The organism is Acinetobacter sp. YH12064, assembly GCF_013419735.1.
GTDB classification, from domain to species: domain Bacteria; phylum Pseudomonadota; class Gammaproteobacteria; order Pseudomonadales; family Moraxellaceae; genus Acinetobacter; species Acinetobacter amyesii.
The window spans coordinates 59,204-75,644 of the sequence record NZ_VOZP01000004.1 but is presented as its reverse complement, the minus strand read 5'-3'; the positions used below and the strand labels follow the sequence as shown (position 1 = coordinate 75,644).

Below are 16,441 nucleotides of genomic sequence, written 5' to 3'. Positions count from 1 at the left end.
CTCATTTTAAATCTGCGGGCTTAAGTAAATCACGTCAAGTTTGACGCTTGAGCCAATCACAAGATCAGCATTGTCCAAGACAATATCTGTCCCAACACTTACATCAAATACAGCAGAGCCTTCGCCATTAAAAACTCTAGCCCATGTTGCTGTGCCTGTTTTTGTGGCAATACCCGCATTTGAAGCAAAGAGCTCAATGTTGTTTTTATTTATTGCTTTAACGCATGGTTTTTGAAGCTCAAGAACTAGAAGTTTTGCTGAACTATTTGCATTAATATCAACTGATGCTGGTTTTGTATCGTCATAAAAAATCAGGGTAGCATTGGAGCTACCCTGATCTAAATAATTCGCTAATGCTTGAAGCATTGCAAGGCTTGCTGGGATTGATGGTGTATTCATTTTGGCACCACGTTATCTTGAATGACGGCGTTAAACCGACTTGCATGGTCGACTGCCATGACAATAAATTTAAACCCGGGATTTAAGTTCTCAAAATAATAATTGCCATGCCTGTCTGTTTGTTTAATTTCTAGCAATTTTCGCCCAACACGCTCATGAACACTAACAAAACACGGGTACGCCAAGCCTAGTTTCTTTACCTGACCTGCTATTTTTCCACCAGTGTATGATTGAGCTTGATTAGCAGCGTAAATAGTGGTTTTAAGATTGTGATCTATATTCATAATTCCCCCAAGTCAAAAAGAATCTGTCCTTGATATGTATAAGACACACAATCACATGCTAATTTCATATGTCCATCATCTATCATGGGTTGTAGGTGTGTATATGGTTGTCTTTGATGAAGCCACCTTAAAATAGGGACTATGCCACGAGGAATTTTTTGATCTTCCGCTAAAATATATTCACTACTAAATGCGGCAATATTTTCACCTGGATCGCTAATAGTTGTTGAGTATCCTGATGCCTGGTTTATACCAGTAATGGTAAAACTTCTCGCAATTGATGGTATGGCTTCATTTTTATAGTTGCGCAACATATAGGTAATTAAAGCTGCATCAGTATTGGAAGCTGTTAGTGGGGTAAATCCCGCGTATGCAGTTGTGTTTGCGCCTGTGTAGTCATCTTGTGCTACTAAAAACCAGGGTGAAGCACCAATTTTAGAAAGATTTTTTAATCTACCAAACCCATTCGGGTTTAATAAATTATTAGCAGCTATATGTGATTTATTAAACACATAAAAAGTATCACCATCTCCAACTAAAACCCAGGCCCGCACCCCACTACCTGGTGTTGTTGTTTTTGAAGCTTTTTGTATTTCGCTTCCACCCATTGCATAAAACCACTTCGCCCACCCATTGATTGCACTTGTGCCTGAGCCTGTTCCTGCCCAATTTTTATCAGGATTTAAAACATCAAATGGCGCTTGCGCCCCAAGCATCGTATCAATATCTGTCATATCTTCTACAATGCCGACTTTTGCATATTTGGCGTAAGTTGCCGTGTAGGAAGGATCAAGCTCATCCACCACACGCAAGAATGGGCGGCTTGGTAATAGTAGATTGGTGGATCGGTATGCAGCCTTGCCACCACCATTTGCATTGGTACTGCTAAAAGGCCTTTCCCAGCCAAGTGGTGGTAATGATGCAGTGATTGTACCTGTAGCTGTTGTCGCACTTGGCGTAGTGGCAAGCTCAAAGGTCACACTCTGAGCATTTGGCACAGTTAAAATACGATGTTCACCATTAAACTCTGACTGCGCTGCACCTGTGATTTTAATCACTTGGTATTGCATCAAACTATGGGCAGAACTAAATATGGCTGTAACTACTTTTCCTGATGCTGTTAATGATGAAATCGTACCAACATTGATGCCATCAACTAAACAAGCATCCAGCACATTAATCATCGAGCCATAAGCATTTTGCAATTGCGGTGCATTATTATTGGTATGCACATAGAATTTAATATCTGTACTCGCGACCATTTGTATTACTCATAAAAAAGACCGCATAAAGCGGCCATATTTGAATTTTAGATAACGCGGTCAATATCACCACGAAGCATAATTTGGAATGAATCCGAAATTACAGCAGGTTCAGACTGTTTTACTGTGCGAATCACCCACACTGGGAAATTACATGCTACCGTATTAAAACGTAGAACATTACCATTGACCCAACCGCTTCCCCAACCTTCTTTTTTAATCAAAAAATAAGGAGCATTGGTGACAGGATTAATTGGTGAAAAATCGGCATTAGTGGTACCTGTTGCAATTTGTCCCGTGTATTCCCCAACGCATTTAAAATTTGTCCCATCAGTAAACTGGATATACCAACGCTCTTGAATTGCGCCTTTATTCGTGACCTGAATAGGATATAGCGCATCATTGTAATTTGCGCTAATTAGCGTACCTGTCGGTTCATCCAACCATTGATTAGACCAGGTTTGCTGCACGAATTTCTTGGTATAACGCGCTTGCATATCATTGATGACCAGTGCTGATCCAACGATCGTCTTGTCGGCCTCATAGTTATGCGTCAAAGGCTTGGTAAAAGTGACTTGGCCATTAATTTGAACATCACGAATTTGCCCCATATCTTGATAACGATATTTTGCAGTTAATGGTTCAACCAATCCTAACCGCGTAAAATCACCACCAAGCGTGACACGGCCATAATCATAATCCACGGTATACAAGTCATAACTGACTTTCACGCCGTTTGCATCCTCAAGCTCACACCACGCAATACGCTGATCATTTAAGTCATAGGTCGTACCAGCAATCACACTTGGTAATTCTTGCGACTTAGTTGAGCTGACAATACCAATACCACCGACTCGAAAGATTGGCACACGCCCATCAATCGGTAAGCGCGTAGCAGATAAACCCAACAATTTAGAATCGATCGGCAGATAGGTATAAGCAATCGCGTTATAGCGCACGCTTGAAGCATCTACCCATACTGGTACATTGATATAGGTCTTGCCTGCTTCTTCATATTCAAGCAATGGATCGTACCAGTCTTCAGCTTCTAACTCCGCACGATTATCAACTGTAACTTCAGTTTTGGTGTAGAAATAAATCTGCACAAAACCGTTATCCCAATTCACTTTGCCATGAGCACGGGATGTCTCAATCACCCCGTTTTCATCAGCAGTCAAAGTGAGCTGACCATGCTCCAATGTCCCAACAACGACAGTCAGTGACTGTACTCGCAGCGGAATCACTGGTGTACGAAAGGCAATCTTATTGACCGGTGGCAAATCCGTTGTCGTGGTCAATGACTGCAATTGAATACTGTTGTCTGCATTCGGCGTCCAGCTATCAATTTCGACAATACCTGTTCCATATTGAATAACACCTGATTGAATTCCTGAGTTGTTGGCAGGATCCACATTGCGATACAGCAAACCAGAGCGGTCTAAAAAGGTATCGCTCCCAACCTTGAAACGGGCCGAACCAGTTAGGATTTGCTCATCAAAACCGGAAGATAAGTCTAGTTTTAGTTTGTCTGCAGTAATCGTGTGCGTAGCCGAATTTGAACCCGATGTATCACGATAGCGCACCTGAACATCCACAGTATTAAATGCTTTTAATGTGGTTTCACTACCAACAATACTTGATGTTTGTGGACTATAAAAAGCCATAAAAATCCCCTAAGCCGTACCGTAGGTAACCGCTGCTTCAAATTTAGTAATAAATTGCTTGTAAACCGTTTGCGGTGTGATTTCGCACAATCCTGTCGTATAGTTAATTGAACCCTGAATTGCACCACGACTATTCACTAAATTCCCCAATGAACTAGTCACCGGCACATCTGTCAGCAATACATTGGTTTCAAAATTTCCTGTCTCAGTAGACACTGGAATTTCTAACTCAACACTATTCGGCTGAATGGCTGAGCCAGTACCAATTGTGAAAACAAGCTTCTGATTAGCATCGGGTACAACATCATTTTTCGTCTGTGTAAGCGAAGTACCGAAGTTATAGATCACATTAAAAGTTGTCGATTTCTGCGGTAACTTATTTGGGATGATCTTGCCTGTGCCTAATGCATAATTAATTGAGCCCATAGCATCACCAGTAAATTTTCCTTGAGCATTGGATGTTGCCGTTTTGGCTTCCCCTTCAAGCAACCAATTAATCGTCACGCCCGGTAATACCCCTGGATGTCCTAGATCAAACTCAAAGGCAGCTTTTTCAACACTCAAATTTGAGCGTACAAACGTGACAATCGGTGTTCCCCAATTCAGCAGAATTACACTATCTACATCAGGCAATGCGCCTGCAGTTAAAAGCCATGATCCTGTCTCGTAATTGATCATGCCTGAACCAAAGGAGCTATTTGCTGCTTTTAACTGTCCAGATCCGTCGTCTTTAAGTTCATAAAACTTACCTTGAGCCATATAGGAAATGGACAATGCACCAGGTGCAGGAATCGGAATTAACACACCTGACCAGTTTGTACTCTGATTATTCTGAGTCACTGGTATAGCGCTGCTTTGATAATACTGATTCGGTGCAGCCGCAGGCTTAAATGTGATGTTTAAACTCATGGTTCCAGTTGGTGCTGCTGAGGTCCATTTCACCAGACCACGCTGATAGTCGATCGTACCAACTTGCGTACCAAGTGAGTTCTTTAAGAGCCCACCTTGGTCTGTAATGGATTGGCCTTGCATGGTAAATGCCACAGTACTAGGCATCACCGCAGAACCGATATATAAGTTCTGACTTTCACTCACGACTTGTGATGCATAGTTCACTGTAATCAATCCATCACTGCCCGGCACCAACACAACACTTTCACCTGCAGCATTGACATCAATGATCGGTGTTTCACTCTGTGCAGATGGGATCAATTGAGTAAACATTGAGTCCGCATTAACCGTGTATTCACCCACTTTTGCATCAGATGCCAATTGAGTAGATGAATAATACAAACCAGTATCAGCAACAAGCGTATCGCGAAGAACCGTTTTGGACGGTGTATTACCGGCGTACCACTGACGTGCTGACAAGCCTACAAAGTCACGTTCTAATGGATCATTGATTTGATAGGTCGCAACTTTGTATTCGACATTTTTACCATCGATTACCATCACTGCTGTGCGGGTATCAACCTTAGTAATTCGCACGTACTGTTCAAATTGTAGCGCTTTCCCTTCATCTGAAATCAACACGATCGTATCACCAACACTGGATTCAGTTTCTTGCGGAAACATAACGACTTGCAGTGATGACATACCCTGCCAATGTGTGTCGAGAGGCGTTCCTGCTATCTGCCCACCTTTGGCTAAGTAATTTTCGACTCGGTTTTGTGCGGCCTGGCGTTCGTCGGTCCATGACTCAGTGCTGAATAATAATGCTGACACATTTGGATCCTCGGGAAGCTCAGATACAAATACTGTGGCACCCATAAGTAAGTCAGTATCATTCGTGGTCACAGCTGGGAAGATCTTACGCATCGATACATCACCGATTGTACGATCTAGTTCAGATATGTCATTGAACAAGTTATTACTTAAACCGTCTGCCACAATCTGACCGTTATATTTCCCACCACCATCAGCATTATCGGTGTCACGTTCAGCGTGGTAGATCACTAAATCTTTGGTTTCAATTGGCATTACTCACTCCAAAATCTGAGCGTTAAATTCATAGGATCATCAAGTGATACAGGTGGAATACCTTTCACAGGTGTGGCTTCTAAAGCACCATCAACATGATTAAAAACCACGTTAAAACTACGTGTGTCATGCGCCCATTCAAATTGAATCTGAAACTGCTCATTGAGTACCGACCAGGCCTGCAACTTACGGACAACACCTAATGAAGCCCACCCCATTCCACTGTCAGCAGGCTCTAAAGTGATTGGCCGACCTGAAAGCTTGGTGCCCTCTTGAATAATGGGTGTGCCATCCATGGCATATTCCAAAGACTGTTCTTTGGCTTTCCAGCTAAATTCATCAGACCAAAAAAAACCGTCTTCAATTGAGACGGTTTCTGATGTTGAGATGCGTTTTATTTTCATGTTGATTTACTCAATGTACCCAACTGTTTAAGCATCGCTTCAAGGCTTGATTGACTCTCAGCCGATCCTGTTAATTGCACAGTCTCATTACCCAATTTAAGTTCATAGGAAATGGTTTTTGATGAAGAGCCTAATCCACTCGCCTTGGTAGACACATTATTCGGCGCATATTGCTGCATACGCTCTAACTCTGCATTCACTTGCTCCACGTTGCTTAACCCACCAAAAAAGCCAAAGCCTGACGATTTGTAGCCATTTACACCCTTGGTCCCTTCATAGATATCTTTTGCATACTGTTTAGCAGCCGCATCCGAATATCCCATAGCCTTAAGTTCAGCTTCAATATCCTCGGCGTTTTTAGCCATCTTACCTTTGGTACCTTTTCGAGTCTCATGCATACCGCTTGAAGCAGCACTAACGGCTTCTTCCCACGCACTTCTAACCGAATCAGCCTCATCGCGACCAGTTTGGCCAAGGTTGCGAAATCCATCTTCAGCACTACTAGAAGCACGGCGTACACGATGAATTGATTCTTCAAGTTCACCATAGCTTTTGACTGATGCTTTACCTGATGAATCAATTTGCACTTCTAATCCAAGTGAAGCTGCATTGGCTTGAGCTATTGCAATCTCAGCTTTATCGCCTGTAGCAATAGTTGCATTGAGCATTTGAGTATAAGCCTGCTTAATGGCATCAGCTGTGGCCTGACCACTTTTACTCACTACATCAAAATTACGCTGAGCACTTGTCGCAGCATCGTTTAATTGCTCTTTAGTTTGTATCCCAAGTGCACTAAAGGCTGCTTGAACTGGATTTAATGCTGCCGGCAATTGTTTGGCTTTTTGCTCAATCTTAGTTAAACCAAGAGCGACCTGCTCACCAGTAATTAAGCCTTGCTTTTCAAGTTCAATCAGTTTGCTTTTCGCATAATCCAATTCAGCACGTGTCTGAGCTGTATCAATTGCTTTATTAAGATTTGCGGATAATGCCAGACCTGTATCAATACCCTTTTGTTTGTACTGATCAAGGTTACCAATGATGCTCTGAACATCATTAGCGGCGGATTGGAATGTTGCAGAAAATTTGCCTTTTAATTGTTCAGTGCTTAAACCTGTACGCTCTAAAGAGGCTTTCATCACAGCCTCAGTTAATGCTGCTGTTTTTTCTGCTTCTTTGGATGTGCCTGCAAATGCAGCTTTAGCATTAGTTTCAAAGACCAACAGATCTTTACCATCCAAGGCCTGGCTAAGCCTTAACTGAAGATCTTCACTGGTGATCTTTCCTTGTTCTTGCAGAGCGATTAGCGCAGTTACCGAATCATTAATCCCTTTAGTTGAATCAAACTTCATAGCATTGGATATTTTTTCCAACGCTTCTTTAGTTGGCTCACCTTTTTTGATTAACTCATCAAACTGCGCAATTAATTTTTTACATTCTTCTGTTAGTTGATAGGTTTTGTCTCGTGCCTTTTCAGCTGCAGCAGCCTGCTCCGCTTTAATTTCTGCTGCAACCTTGGCTTGAGCAGCTTCCGTTTTAGTTGCTGACTCCAACTCCTGAATTGCTGTTAAATACCTTTTGTCTTCTGAGGCTTTGCCTAGATTAGAAAATGCCATCTCAGCCTTTTCAACACTTTTAGCTAACCCTTCACCAATTGCCGTTCCAAGAGGAACTGCAACTGTTGGTATTAAAACACCTATCGCTGTAATCGCTATACCCAATGCACCCAGTCGACTAATGAGATTCATAACTGAACCACCAGTAGCAGCCATCGATGTGCCTGCAGCCGCTGAATTGGTGGCAAGCTGGGTTTTGGCAGTCGCTGCACCCCGTGTAGCTGCAGCATTCGCAATTTGAGCTTGTGTATTTGCAACCACTACTGTTGTTTCTTGCGCAATCGCTGTAGATGCTGCTCTCACACCTGCAGCTTTATCAAGAAACACGCTTGCAATATTTAGGGCCTTATAGGCAATAAAGGCCTGACCAGCTAAGGTTAAAGTGGAAACAATTGTATCGAGGTTTTCTGCCACGTATTTCAGCGCATTGGCAACTTTTTCACTCGCCCCTGAAGCAGCATCCGCCTCACCGATGTAGACAGTCCAGGCTGTTTTCAGGTTCTCAATAGCAGCACCAATCGTTGCTGGGAATTTAGCATACTCGGCACTGATTTTTTCAGATTGGCTGAGTAACGCCTTGGTTACGACATCAGTAGTAAGCTGCCCCTCAATTGCCATCTCACGAAGCTTACCCGTTGTCACTCCTAAACCATCGGCCAATGCTTGAGCCAGTCGTGGTGATTGCTCCATCATGGAGTTAAATTCATCACCACGTAGAACACCAGAACCTAAGGCTTGATTTAACTGTGTAATAGCTGCTTCATTAGATGCCGCCGATCCACCGCCCACTTGAATTGCTTTATTAATAGTTTCGGTAAGAGCTAAAGCCTGCTCTTGAGGCCATTTCATTTCCTGACCAATCTTGGTTAGTCGAGAATACAAGTCACCTGTAGCTGTTAAATTTGAATTAGTCGCAATTGCTACGTTTTTTACATCATCCATGGCTTTTTGTAGATTGCCATGCTCCCCAATCGCAATATTAATACGCCCAGATAGATTTTTATATTCATCCGCAGTTTGAGCAATTTCCATTGCAGATGTACCAATCCCAAGTGCAGCAAGCGCACCGGTTAGCGCTGTAAAACCTGTTTTTAAACCTTGTATTTCATTTGATACACGCTGAGATGCTGATTCAGTCTCATTTAGCTCTTGATTTGCATTTCCAATTGATTGATCCAAACTATCAACTACAGGAATGGCTTGTTGCGATGCTTGACTAAATTCATGCATCGATGTTTCCGCTAATTCTAGCGCTTGTTCTAAAGCTAATACCTTTGTTTTCGCGGTAGTTAATTCTTCCAACGAAACATCATCTGATGAATCCGCCAAAGCCTTCCAGGCCACATTAGCCGAAGTTAATTCTTTTTGTAGTGCATCTATTGCAGTTGCACCTAACTGCCCAATTCGCTCCACCTCTTTTGTTGAAACAACGGCACCATCACCCATACTGTCAATTGCACGAGTGGCGCTTTGAGCTTCAGAAACAATATTGGTTAAATCTACTGACGTAAATTTTTGAACTTCAGAAATAGTTTTACTTGCGGCTTTATCTACACCAACCATTGCATCGGTGGCAGTTGCTTCATAAATACCAAATGCAGCCTCTACACTTTGGATCGATGCTTTAAGGTCAGCAACACGATTAACGGCATTTTGAATATCTGACGGCGTAGCTTTTGTTTGTGATAGTTCAACAAGCTCGGCCTGGGCACCTACAAGCTCAGTATTCAATGCTCCAATCATTTGTTGGCTTTGCAGCGACATATCACGAAGCTGGCTTGCACTTACCGTGCTCTTATCACCAAGATTGCTAATTTCTTTAGTGGCTTTATTGAGCTCACCAACCAATGCATCCACTTGAACATTCTTTGCTTCAGTTCTAATGGTTTCGAATACTTTCTTAGTAACATCTTCAGACTGCTTTGCAGCTGCTACCAAACCTTTGCTATCACCATCAAGGATTAATTTAAAAGTAAGATTTTTACCGGACATGGCAACCTCAAATTTCTGGCAATAAAAAACCCACTCAACGGTGGGTATATATCAAATATACAAAAAGCACCCTAGGGTGCTTTTTTATTATTGCAATATTGTGCAATATTTCTTCTCTCTTTCAGCCATTTCCAACTGCTTACTGTAATCAGTCAATAGTGATGCCGCCTTAAATTCATATTCTTTACCCTTCATAAATTCAAGATATGCATCAATATTTGTGGTCATAGCATCAGCATAAAGTAAGCGCGTGGATTCTGCACATCCCTGAAACTTCATTATGGAAATATTTCTCTTAATTTCCTGAAGCTTTGCCACGGGCTGAGATAATGCAATTCTACTGGTGGCACCAGCTACAGTTGCTGCATCTGTCCACTCAAGAATAATTTTATTTAACTCTTGTGCTTGCTGTGGAGTAACCTCCACTGTTATTTCCATCTTAGCATCAACAATCTTATTAATAGTTTCTTCTTTAATTGGGGAGCCACCATATTGCTCATTTAGTTCCGCAGCTTTTTCCTTCTCCAGCTTCTGCTGATGTGCAACCTCAGCTTGTTTTAACCTTTCAACATCCGCTTTATTGCTCTCATTTATGAAATAAAACAATCCACCAACAATTAATACAGCAGCTACAATTAAAACCTTAAGGCTCACTATCAACGCTCCCAATTAATCTTGTAAACATTGCCACCAATAACAGTAATGGTGTAGGTCTGCCCATCAACTTTATAAATGTAGATTGTGCCCTTATGTGGCCATCCGTTGCGGTCGTGCACAACTTGACGATCTACAGATTCAGGTTGCCCTAGCACATCCTTTAGTCTAGCTTCCGAGTTGCCAAGCTCAACAAAACCATTGCTACCACGCAGTGCTCTCATATCTACTGCAAATGCTTGTGCAGACACACATAGAGCCAATATTAAAACTAACTTTTTCACCCCAACACCCTCAATATATAATTATTGATCACATATTAAGTGAAAATAGTAACTTACCTCAATGTTTACTTAGCTCATCTTGGAACGTTATAAAGTCTTTTTTATCCGCATGGTGAGCTGCCCGAATAATGTTCGAATCAAACTTACCACGGTTGCGTTGATACTTTTCAGCCGCTTTTAAGTAGCCAATAAAAGCCCCATAGGTCATTTGCAGAATATCTTCATGACGATGGCCATAAGCTATCAAGTACTGGAATGAATCAAACCAAGTTTGTTCAACACCACCTTTCTTCTTACGAATTTTAGGGCCTGGCTTAATGTCTTCATTGAAATATGCACCATTTACTTCGATCACATGTTTAAGAAGATGGCTAAACTCCAACGGATCTGATTCAGCGAGATCTAATAGCGTCTCTATTTCAGTGTTTGTACACATTGAGCAAAGTTGAAATACATGCGCGCCATAATCTTTAACCAGGCCTGCGCCGATTAAATCTGAATAATCACTTTGCTTTAGTCTGTCACGAATAACTGATGCAATCGGTGACCAGATATCAAAGTTTTGCATCTGCAGCTGCTTCACTTCCACATCATTGGCAAGCACTTTAATTGTGATCGAGCGATTATTCGCTAAAAAGAAATCATTCATGATTGAATCTCTAAAACTCAGGCACAAAAAAAGACGCTTATGCGCCGTGGAGTTCTTTGTGCCTGAATAGGTTTAAGCTTTCGGAATTGTCACAACGTGGCCATATAGACCGAGTGTTGCATCCGTTCCTTTGGTCACATCAGATAAGGCTTGACCTGAAATTTCATATTGGCCAAGGTCTTCATGAATTAATGGGAATGTAGTTTCTGGTGATTTTTTAGTACGCCATAAACGAATAGCCATACTGTCTCCAGTTGCAGTGTTAATCCCTTTAAAGAACAATTCATATTCTTTATTGAAATCACTCGCAATGGTGGTGTGACTTACTGCACCAGTGGTGTAAGTAGCCGTGACTGGCTCTGCAATCGTTTCTTTAAAAATCACGGTACCAAACACAGCATCAAGCTCATATTTCGATTCATCAATAGCTGCAGATCCAGCTTTAAACGAAACTGTTGTAAGGCTATAGCCGTTGAGCTTAATTTCTTCACCGACTTTCACGGTACCCAGTGCTTGATCCGTCACTGTATCGCTAGCAACTTCTGACTTCATACCAGAAAGGATGTACTGAAGGTTAGCATCATCCACTTCTTCAAGTTGTCCTGAAAAGTTCACACCAGTGGTCTTTGTAAGCACAAAGTCTGTTGTACGTTGACCGGATGTGCTTTCTGTGTGCTCAACCTGATCAGTTGTAATTTCAAGCTCAAATTCAGGCACGTTACCAATATGGCGCATCGCACCTGCAACACCATTTGCAATCTCAGATAAATAGAATTTACCTTGGAGTGAAATATAATTTTTAGCCATCGGTTTTTACCTCTTTAGCGGGTTTATTTGGAGCAGATGGCTTCACTTCTTCAATGATTTTATCTGCAAGTAATTTGCTGATTTGATTCTCTGTCAGCCCACCAACAATATCGCCGGCAGAAAAACGCCCGACGGGTTGCCGGGCTTTATATTGTTTTGCCATGAATGGCTCCTATACAAACATTTTTGATTCAAACACCAAGGTGATATATACACACGTTGGTGAATAATCTTCTTCGATTGCAACCATGCTTAGTGGTCGATTACTCGAATTAGGTTTCCATCCTGATAAAAGCTTTAATACTTTCATCGTTAACTTGCCTACACGATCTAATACGGCCGAGCCATCTTTTTGCTGTGAAGCAGCATGACGTTCGCAAATTGTGACTTCCCATTGCTGCCCCAAACTCATCATTGCAGATCGCCCAACATCATCTGACTTACGTACACGACGATAATAAATTTGAGCATTTGGTGTGACCTGTGAGAGCTCTGTTACTTTTGCAGAATTAGCCGGTGTATAGATCTCCTTGAAATCAGGAATTTCTTTTAGCTTTTCTTCAATTTCACTTCGCACAGCAAAGAAATTATCTTCATCCGTCATTTGTTAAATGCTCCACAATAAAATCCATCACTTGCAATTCATCGCTTTCGGTTAGGCCTAGGAATGGTCTACGCGGCATATTCACCTTATAAGCCTTACTCATGCTTTCCTGCATAAAATTGGAACGCGCTTTACGTACAAACTTATTGCCAACCAGGCCGGTGCGTTGATTTTGTCGAAAGTAGGTGCGCCGCATACGCGCTTCATAATGGATTTCACCTCCAAAATGATGAATTGCGCCATACTCCACATCTGTCCCAATCTCTACACCACCATGCAGCACATTATGGGTAATAGAATTCATGAGTCTTGATGTATTACGCAAAGTGGTACCACCTTTACGAGTGACTCGACCTGATAAACGCCACTTTCCTTCTAAGCCCTCTCCATTTGCCCACCGACCACGAATATTACTCACGACAGAATGGCCAATCGCATCAAACAGCTTTGGTTTGCTTTGATCGAAATTAGATAAGCGCTCCAAAGCCTGCATCACAGCAGACTCACCATCTGCCTCAATGGTAATTGCTACGCCTGACATATCAGCCTCACTTGATGCTAGGCATCATATTTAAGACATCATCACCAAATACCCCACCACGATAAGTACTACCAATAGGTAAAGTACTTGGCTTCTTTGTAGGCTCATCATCAATAATCTCGTCCGATTCCTCAGACTGGATCTGTAAATGCGCCTTGTTTTCAGCCACGCGCTTTAAGAATGAGATTGCATCCTCATAGCGCTTTCGGACTTCTTCCGTTGGTTGCTGGAAATACAAGCGATAGCGTGCAATATCACATGCCATACGTTTCAAGTTACTTGGCACGTTAGGTAGCGGCAAAGAATAACGGCCACCTATGTGACCGTTAATTTCCTCTGTCGCGTCTTGAATTGCATCTTCTACAGCAGTGACATTGGGTAGCATCATTAACAATTGCTCCAACTCACCACCAAATCGCGCTACCAAGTCAGATTTAGTCGCATACATAGGTCACCTACTTAGCTTCTGAAGCAGCCTTCTTCGCTTCGGCAGTTGTTTTTTTCAGGGCAGCTTCAGATGCAGCTAATGCTTTTTCAAGCTCTGCAACCTTCGCTTTAAGCTCACCATTCTCCTGATTTGATTTGACCTTTTCATCAGTCATCAACTTATTTGCTGCAATAAGATCAGTATTAGCTTTTTCAAGCTCAGCTAAGCGTGCAGCTGAACCATCAGCTTTAGGTTCGTCTGGAGCTTTTTCTTCTTCAATAGCCCCAGATGCTAAAAGGGCCTGAAGTTGTTTAGCTTCAAGCCCTGTGATTTCTTGGCCTGGACGAAAAGGTCCAAGTGACTGCTTTGCAATGTACTTCGTCATAATAATTTCCTTATACGAACCCGCGACCGCCTACCAGGCCATTCTTATTGTTTGGAATCGCCAGTGGAGATGATTCAGCAAGCATTTGAATGCTTGAAGGGTTCTTTTCTTGCCATTGGCTTAGATAGAACTCTAGAGCTTGACCAAAAGCCTCTACGTTTTGGATAGCACAGTGAGCGATCCAACCATTAGCATCAGAGATCAGTCCAAAGAAGTCTTCTGGAATAAATCGTTCCGGTGTACCGCCGCCAATACTGTGTTGAACGTCATACGTCCAAATTTCAATGTTGTCGACCGTACCACGGAACTGCGGTTTATCCATTTGATCAAAGGTTGGAGTTAAAGGAACACTAATACCCGCATATGGTGCAATGAACTTCTCTTTAAACTCTGGATCTTTAATTAAAGTGTTGTACACCTTAGATGTTGTAAGTGCCATTATTGGAGAAGTACCTGAATGTTCCACTGATAGATCAATCATGGTCTGGATATCTTTAACCGCTGTTGCACCAACCTGCCCCCATTTGATCAATGGAGCAAATGTACAAGCTGCATTACGCTCATAATCTACTTCATACATTGGGAAGTCAGCAGAAGCGAAGGTTGTCTTGCCATATAGCAATACATCACGGGCAATCAGCAACTTTCGGTTTTCAATCGATTGACGTAAATATAAAGCCTTTTGTGCTTGGTCAATCAGCAATAGATCTGCATCACTTAAACGGTTTGAGCCTGTGGCAATCACACCAAATTTACGCAACTGGGTAATCAGTGCGGTATTTTGAACATCGCTTGGAAATACTGTCATCATCGGCTTTAAATATGCCGGCTTAACGAATTTAACGTTACCAGACTCACCTACTTTAATTTGGCGACCAGCAGCTGTAGGCGTTACAAATGGTGCAAGCGGTGTCGCTGTATTTAACTCACCTACAGGAACTTCTTTTTTGGTATACGAGACACGTTGAGGAAAGAAGCGATCCATTAACCACGTGTCTACCTTCTGAGTAGTATCCGTTAATAACACCAACTGAGGTACATCCAGTAATTCAACCGGAGCGTTCTGAAATGTAAAAGTTTGACTCATTGATTATTTCCCCACGACTTTACGAAGTTCAATTTTGTTAATTAAGGCCTGGGCACGTACCGCATCATATTGAGCTTCCGTTAACGGCGTACCATTCACAGTTACCACAGCAATATCAAATGCACCCTGTACGTAAATTGGCATTTCCAGACCATTGGCTGCATGGTACGTAGCCTGCTCCACAGTCATATCTGTATTGGCAATGGCATTCCAATCACCAACCACACCTTCTGTTACCACGGGGTGATCTGCGAGGTTGTTTGTAGCCACCTTCAACAAATCACCGCGTTTATATGCAGTCGCCGTTTTTACTTTGGCGTTTTCTGTACGAACGCCATCACCCACTACAAGCTGTGTAGTCGTGATTGTTTGAGTAATGGTTCCCATTAATTTTTTGCTCCTTGTTGCGCTGCAGCAAATTGGTTAAACGCATAATCTAAGGCTGTACCTTGCTGATCGCCTTTGCCTTGTTGCCCACTTTGATTGCTACTCGCTTGATGAGTGAATAAGTGTGCGAATTGCGGTGGGATCTGCTGTTGTTGCTGACCAGATGGTGGTTGCTGGCTACCTGCAGAAAATTGCTTTAATTGCTGTGCCATAAATGCGAATGCAGAATCATCCATATCTGTATAGGATTTCTTTTCTTCAGCACTGAATTGCTTATTCAACGCAGTTTCAAGTGCTTTGATGTCATCTTCACGCTTATCGGCTTTGAACTTCTTAAGTTCGGCTTGAGCTGCATCACGATCAATTTCAGCCTGCTTTAATGCGGCTTGGGCTTTTTCTAATTCGGTCACGTCGGTGTCCTCTTTGGTTGGGTTTGGATTGGCTTTGCCTGAGAAGGCTTTAATTGAGGTATTGCGATCGGCACCAGTCGAGCAGATCGTGAACTCACGAATGCGGTTTTGACGGAAGATTGTGATAGGACCTTCAAATACTTGACCATTCACAGTGACTGTCTTGTCTTGTGAGACTTCTTCAATAGATCCAGGATCAATCATCATTGACATCTGGAATGGAAAGCCATCATCAGAGTCCTGAACGATTTCCTGCGCCTTAGCATTCGTAAGAAAATCGCCTGAAACATCAATCTTTCCGTTTGTATCTACTGTCTGAACAACACCAATTCGACTTGAGCTAAAGTGTTCTTCAAGTAAGGCTGCTGGCTTATCAATCTCAATCCCATCAAGATCAAAGACCACACCAGAACGGCCCCAATACCAATGACCATCTACACGGCCACCTGCATAAGCAGTGCCTTTAAATTTTCGTTTTTGCCCCTCTTCAGCCTTCGGGACTTCAATAGCTGCAGCATTGAATAGATACTTCAATCGCTCTTCATTTGGATCTGGCATTTTCATGCTCCATAAAAAAACCGCCCTCGTGGGCGGCTTTGTGTAATTCT

The 16,441-nt window shown here is 42.4% G+C and carries 19 protein-coding genes; all 19 read right to left on the bottom strand.

Annotated features, from left to right (window positions below):
* Window positions 1–6 precede the first annotated feature (6 nt).
* Window positions 7–399: a hypothetical protein gene (locus tag FTU13_RS05175; RefSeq protein WP_180128153.1), complete on the bottom strand. Its 393-nt coding sequence runs from the start codon at window positions 397–399 to the stop codon at window positions 7–9.
* Window positions 396–683, bottom strand: a complete 288-nt coding sequence (locus FTU13_RS05170; protein ID WP_180128154.1) for a carboxypeptidase regulatory-like domain-containing protein — start codon at window positions 681–683, stop codon at window positions 396–398. Before FTU13_RS05170 ends, FTU13_RS05175 begins: the two co-directional genes overlap by 4 nt.
* Window positions 680–1,945, bottom strand: coding sequence for a hypothetical protein (locus FTU13_RS05165; protein ID WP_180128156.1), 1,266 nt, complete (start codon window positions 1,943–1,945; stop codon window positions 680–682). Before FTU13_RS05165 ends, FTU13_RS05170 begins: the two co-directional genes overlap by 4 nt.
* A 47-nt stretch (window positions 1,946–1,992) precedes the next feature.
* Window positions 1,993–3,609, bottom strand: coding sequence for a hypothetical protein (locus tag FTU13_RS05160; protein WP_180128157.1), 1,617 nt, complete (start codon window positions 3,607–3,609; stop codon window positions 1,993–1,995).
* A 9-nt stretch (window positions 3,610–3,618) separates the two neighbouring features.
* Window positions 3,619–5,589 carry a hypothetical protein gene (locus FTU13_RS05155; RefSeq protein WP_180128159.1) on the bottom strand — a complete coding sequence of 657 codons (1,971 nt, stop codon included), beginning with the start codon at window positions 5,587–5,589 and terminating at the stop codon, window positions 3,619–3,621.
* A complete protein-coding gene (locus tag FTU13_RS05150; protein WP_180128161.1) occupies window positions 5,589–5,993 on the bottom strand; it encodes a hypothetical protein in 405 nt (134 codons plus the stop codon). Before FTU13_RS05150 ends, FTU13_RS05155 begins: the two co-directional genes overlap by 1 nt.
* Window positions 5,990–9,598 carry a tape measure protein gene (locus tag FTU13_RS17430; protein ID WP_257226751.1) on the bottom strand — a complete coding sequence of 1,203 codons (3,609 nt, stop codon included), beginning with the start codon at window positions 9,596–9,598 and terminating at the stop codon, window positions 5,990–5,992. The genes FTU13_RS05150 and FTU13_RS17430 overlap by 4 nt, the downstream gene beginning before the upstream one ends.
* Window positions 9,599–9,685: 87 nt before the next feature.
* The gene (locus tag FTU13_RS05140) at window positions 9,686–10,252 is read right to left on the bottom strand and encodes a hypothetical protein (protein WP_180128163.1); all 567 of its coding nucleotides are present in this window, start codon (window positions 10,250–10,252) and stop codon (window positions 9,686–9,688) included.
* Window positions 10,253–10,254: 2 nt separating this feature from the next.
* The gene (locus FTU13_RS05135) at window positions 10,255–10,515 is read right to left on the bottom strand and encodes a hypothetical protein (protein WP_257226752.1); all 261 of its coding nucleotides are present in this window, start codon (window positions 10,513–10,515) and stop codon (window positions 10,255–10,257) included.
* 79 nt (window positions 10,516–10,594) lie between these two features.
* Window positions 10,595–11,185 carry a hypothetical protein gene (locus FTU13_RS05130; RefSeq protein WP_180128164.1) on the bottom strand — a complete coding sequence of 197 codons (591 nt, stop codon included), beginning with the start codon at window positions 11,183–11,185 and terminating at the stop codon, window positions 10,595–10,597.
* A gap of 72 nt (window positions 11,186–11,257) precedes the next feature.
* Window positions 11,258–11,992, bottom strand: a complete 735-nt coding sequence (locus FTU13_RS05125; protein ID WP_180128166.1) for a hypothetical protein — start codon at window positions 11,990–11,992, stop codon at window positions 11,258–11,260.
* Complete coding sequence (locus FTU13_RS05120) at window positions 11,985–12,155, bottom strand: hypothetical protein (protein ID WP_168377671.1); 171 nt, start codon at window positions 12,153–12,155, stop codon at window positions 11,985–11,987. Before FTU13_RS05120 ends, FTU13_RS05125 begins: the two co-directional genes overlap by 8 nt.
* A gap of 9 nt (window positions 12,156–12,164) precedes the next feature.
* A complete protein-coding gene (locus FTU13_RS05115) occupies window positions 12,165–12,596 on the bottom strand; it encodes a hypothetical protein (protein WP_180128168.1) in 432 nt (143 codons plus the stop codon).
* The gene (locus FTU13_RS05110; protein WP_180128169.1) at window positions 12,586–13,137 is read right to left on the bottom strand and encodes a phage virion morphogenesis protein; all 552 of its coding nucleotides are present in this window, start codon (window positions 13,135–13,137) and stop codon (window positions 12,586–12,588) included. The genes FTU13_RS05115 and FTU13_RS05110 overlap by 11 nt, the downstream gene beginning before the upstream one ends.
* Before the next feature lie 7 nt (window positions 13,138–13,144).
* Window positions 13,145–13,585 (bottom strand): gp436 family protein, encoded by a 441-nt coding sequence (locus tag FTU13_RS05105; RefSeq protein ID WP_180128171.1) that lies wholly within the window; start codon window positions 13,583–13,585, stop codon window positions 13,145–13,147.
* Between the two features lie 7 nt (window positions 13,586–13,592).
* The gene (locus FTU13_RS05100) at window positions 13,593–13,949 is read right to left on the bottom strand and encodes a hypothetical protein (protein ID WP_180128173.1); all 357 of its coding nucleotides are present in this window, start codon (window positions 13,947–13,949) and stop codon (window positions 13,593–13,595) included.
* Between the two features lie 10 nt (window positions 13,950–13,959).
* Window positions 13,960–15,036, bottom strand: a complete 1,077-nt coding sequence (locus FTU13_RS05095) for a major capsid protein (RefSeq protein ID WP_180128175.1) — start codon at window positions 15,034–15,036, stop codon at window positions 13,960–13,962.
* A 3-nt stretch (window positions 15,037–15,039) separates the two neighbouring features.
* Window positions 15,040–15,423 carry a hypothetical protein gene (locus tag FTU13_RS05090; RefSeq protein ID WP_078193411.1) on the bottom strand — a complete coding sequence of 128 codons (384 nt, stop codon included), beginning with the start codon at window positions 15,421–15,423 and terminating at the stop codon, window positions 15,040–15,042.
* Window positions 15,423–16,391 carry a hypothetical protein gene (locus tag FTU13_RS05085; protein WP_180128177.1) on the bottom strand — a complete coding sequence of 323 codons (969 nt, stop codon included), beginning with the start codon at window positions 16,389–16,391 and terminating at the stop codon, window positions 15,423–15,425. Before FTU13_RS05085 ends, FTU13_RS05090 begins: the two co-directional genes overlap by 1 nt.
* Window positions 16,392–16,441: the final 50 nt, after the last annotated feature.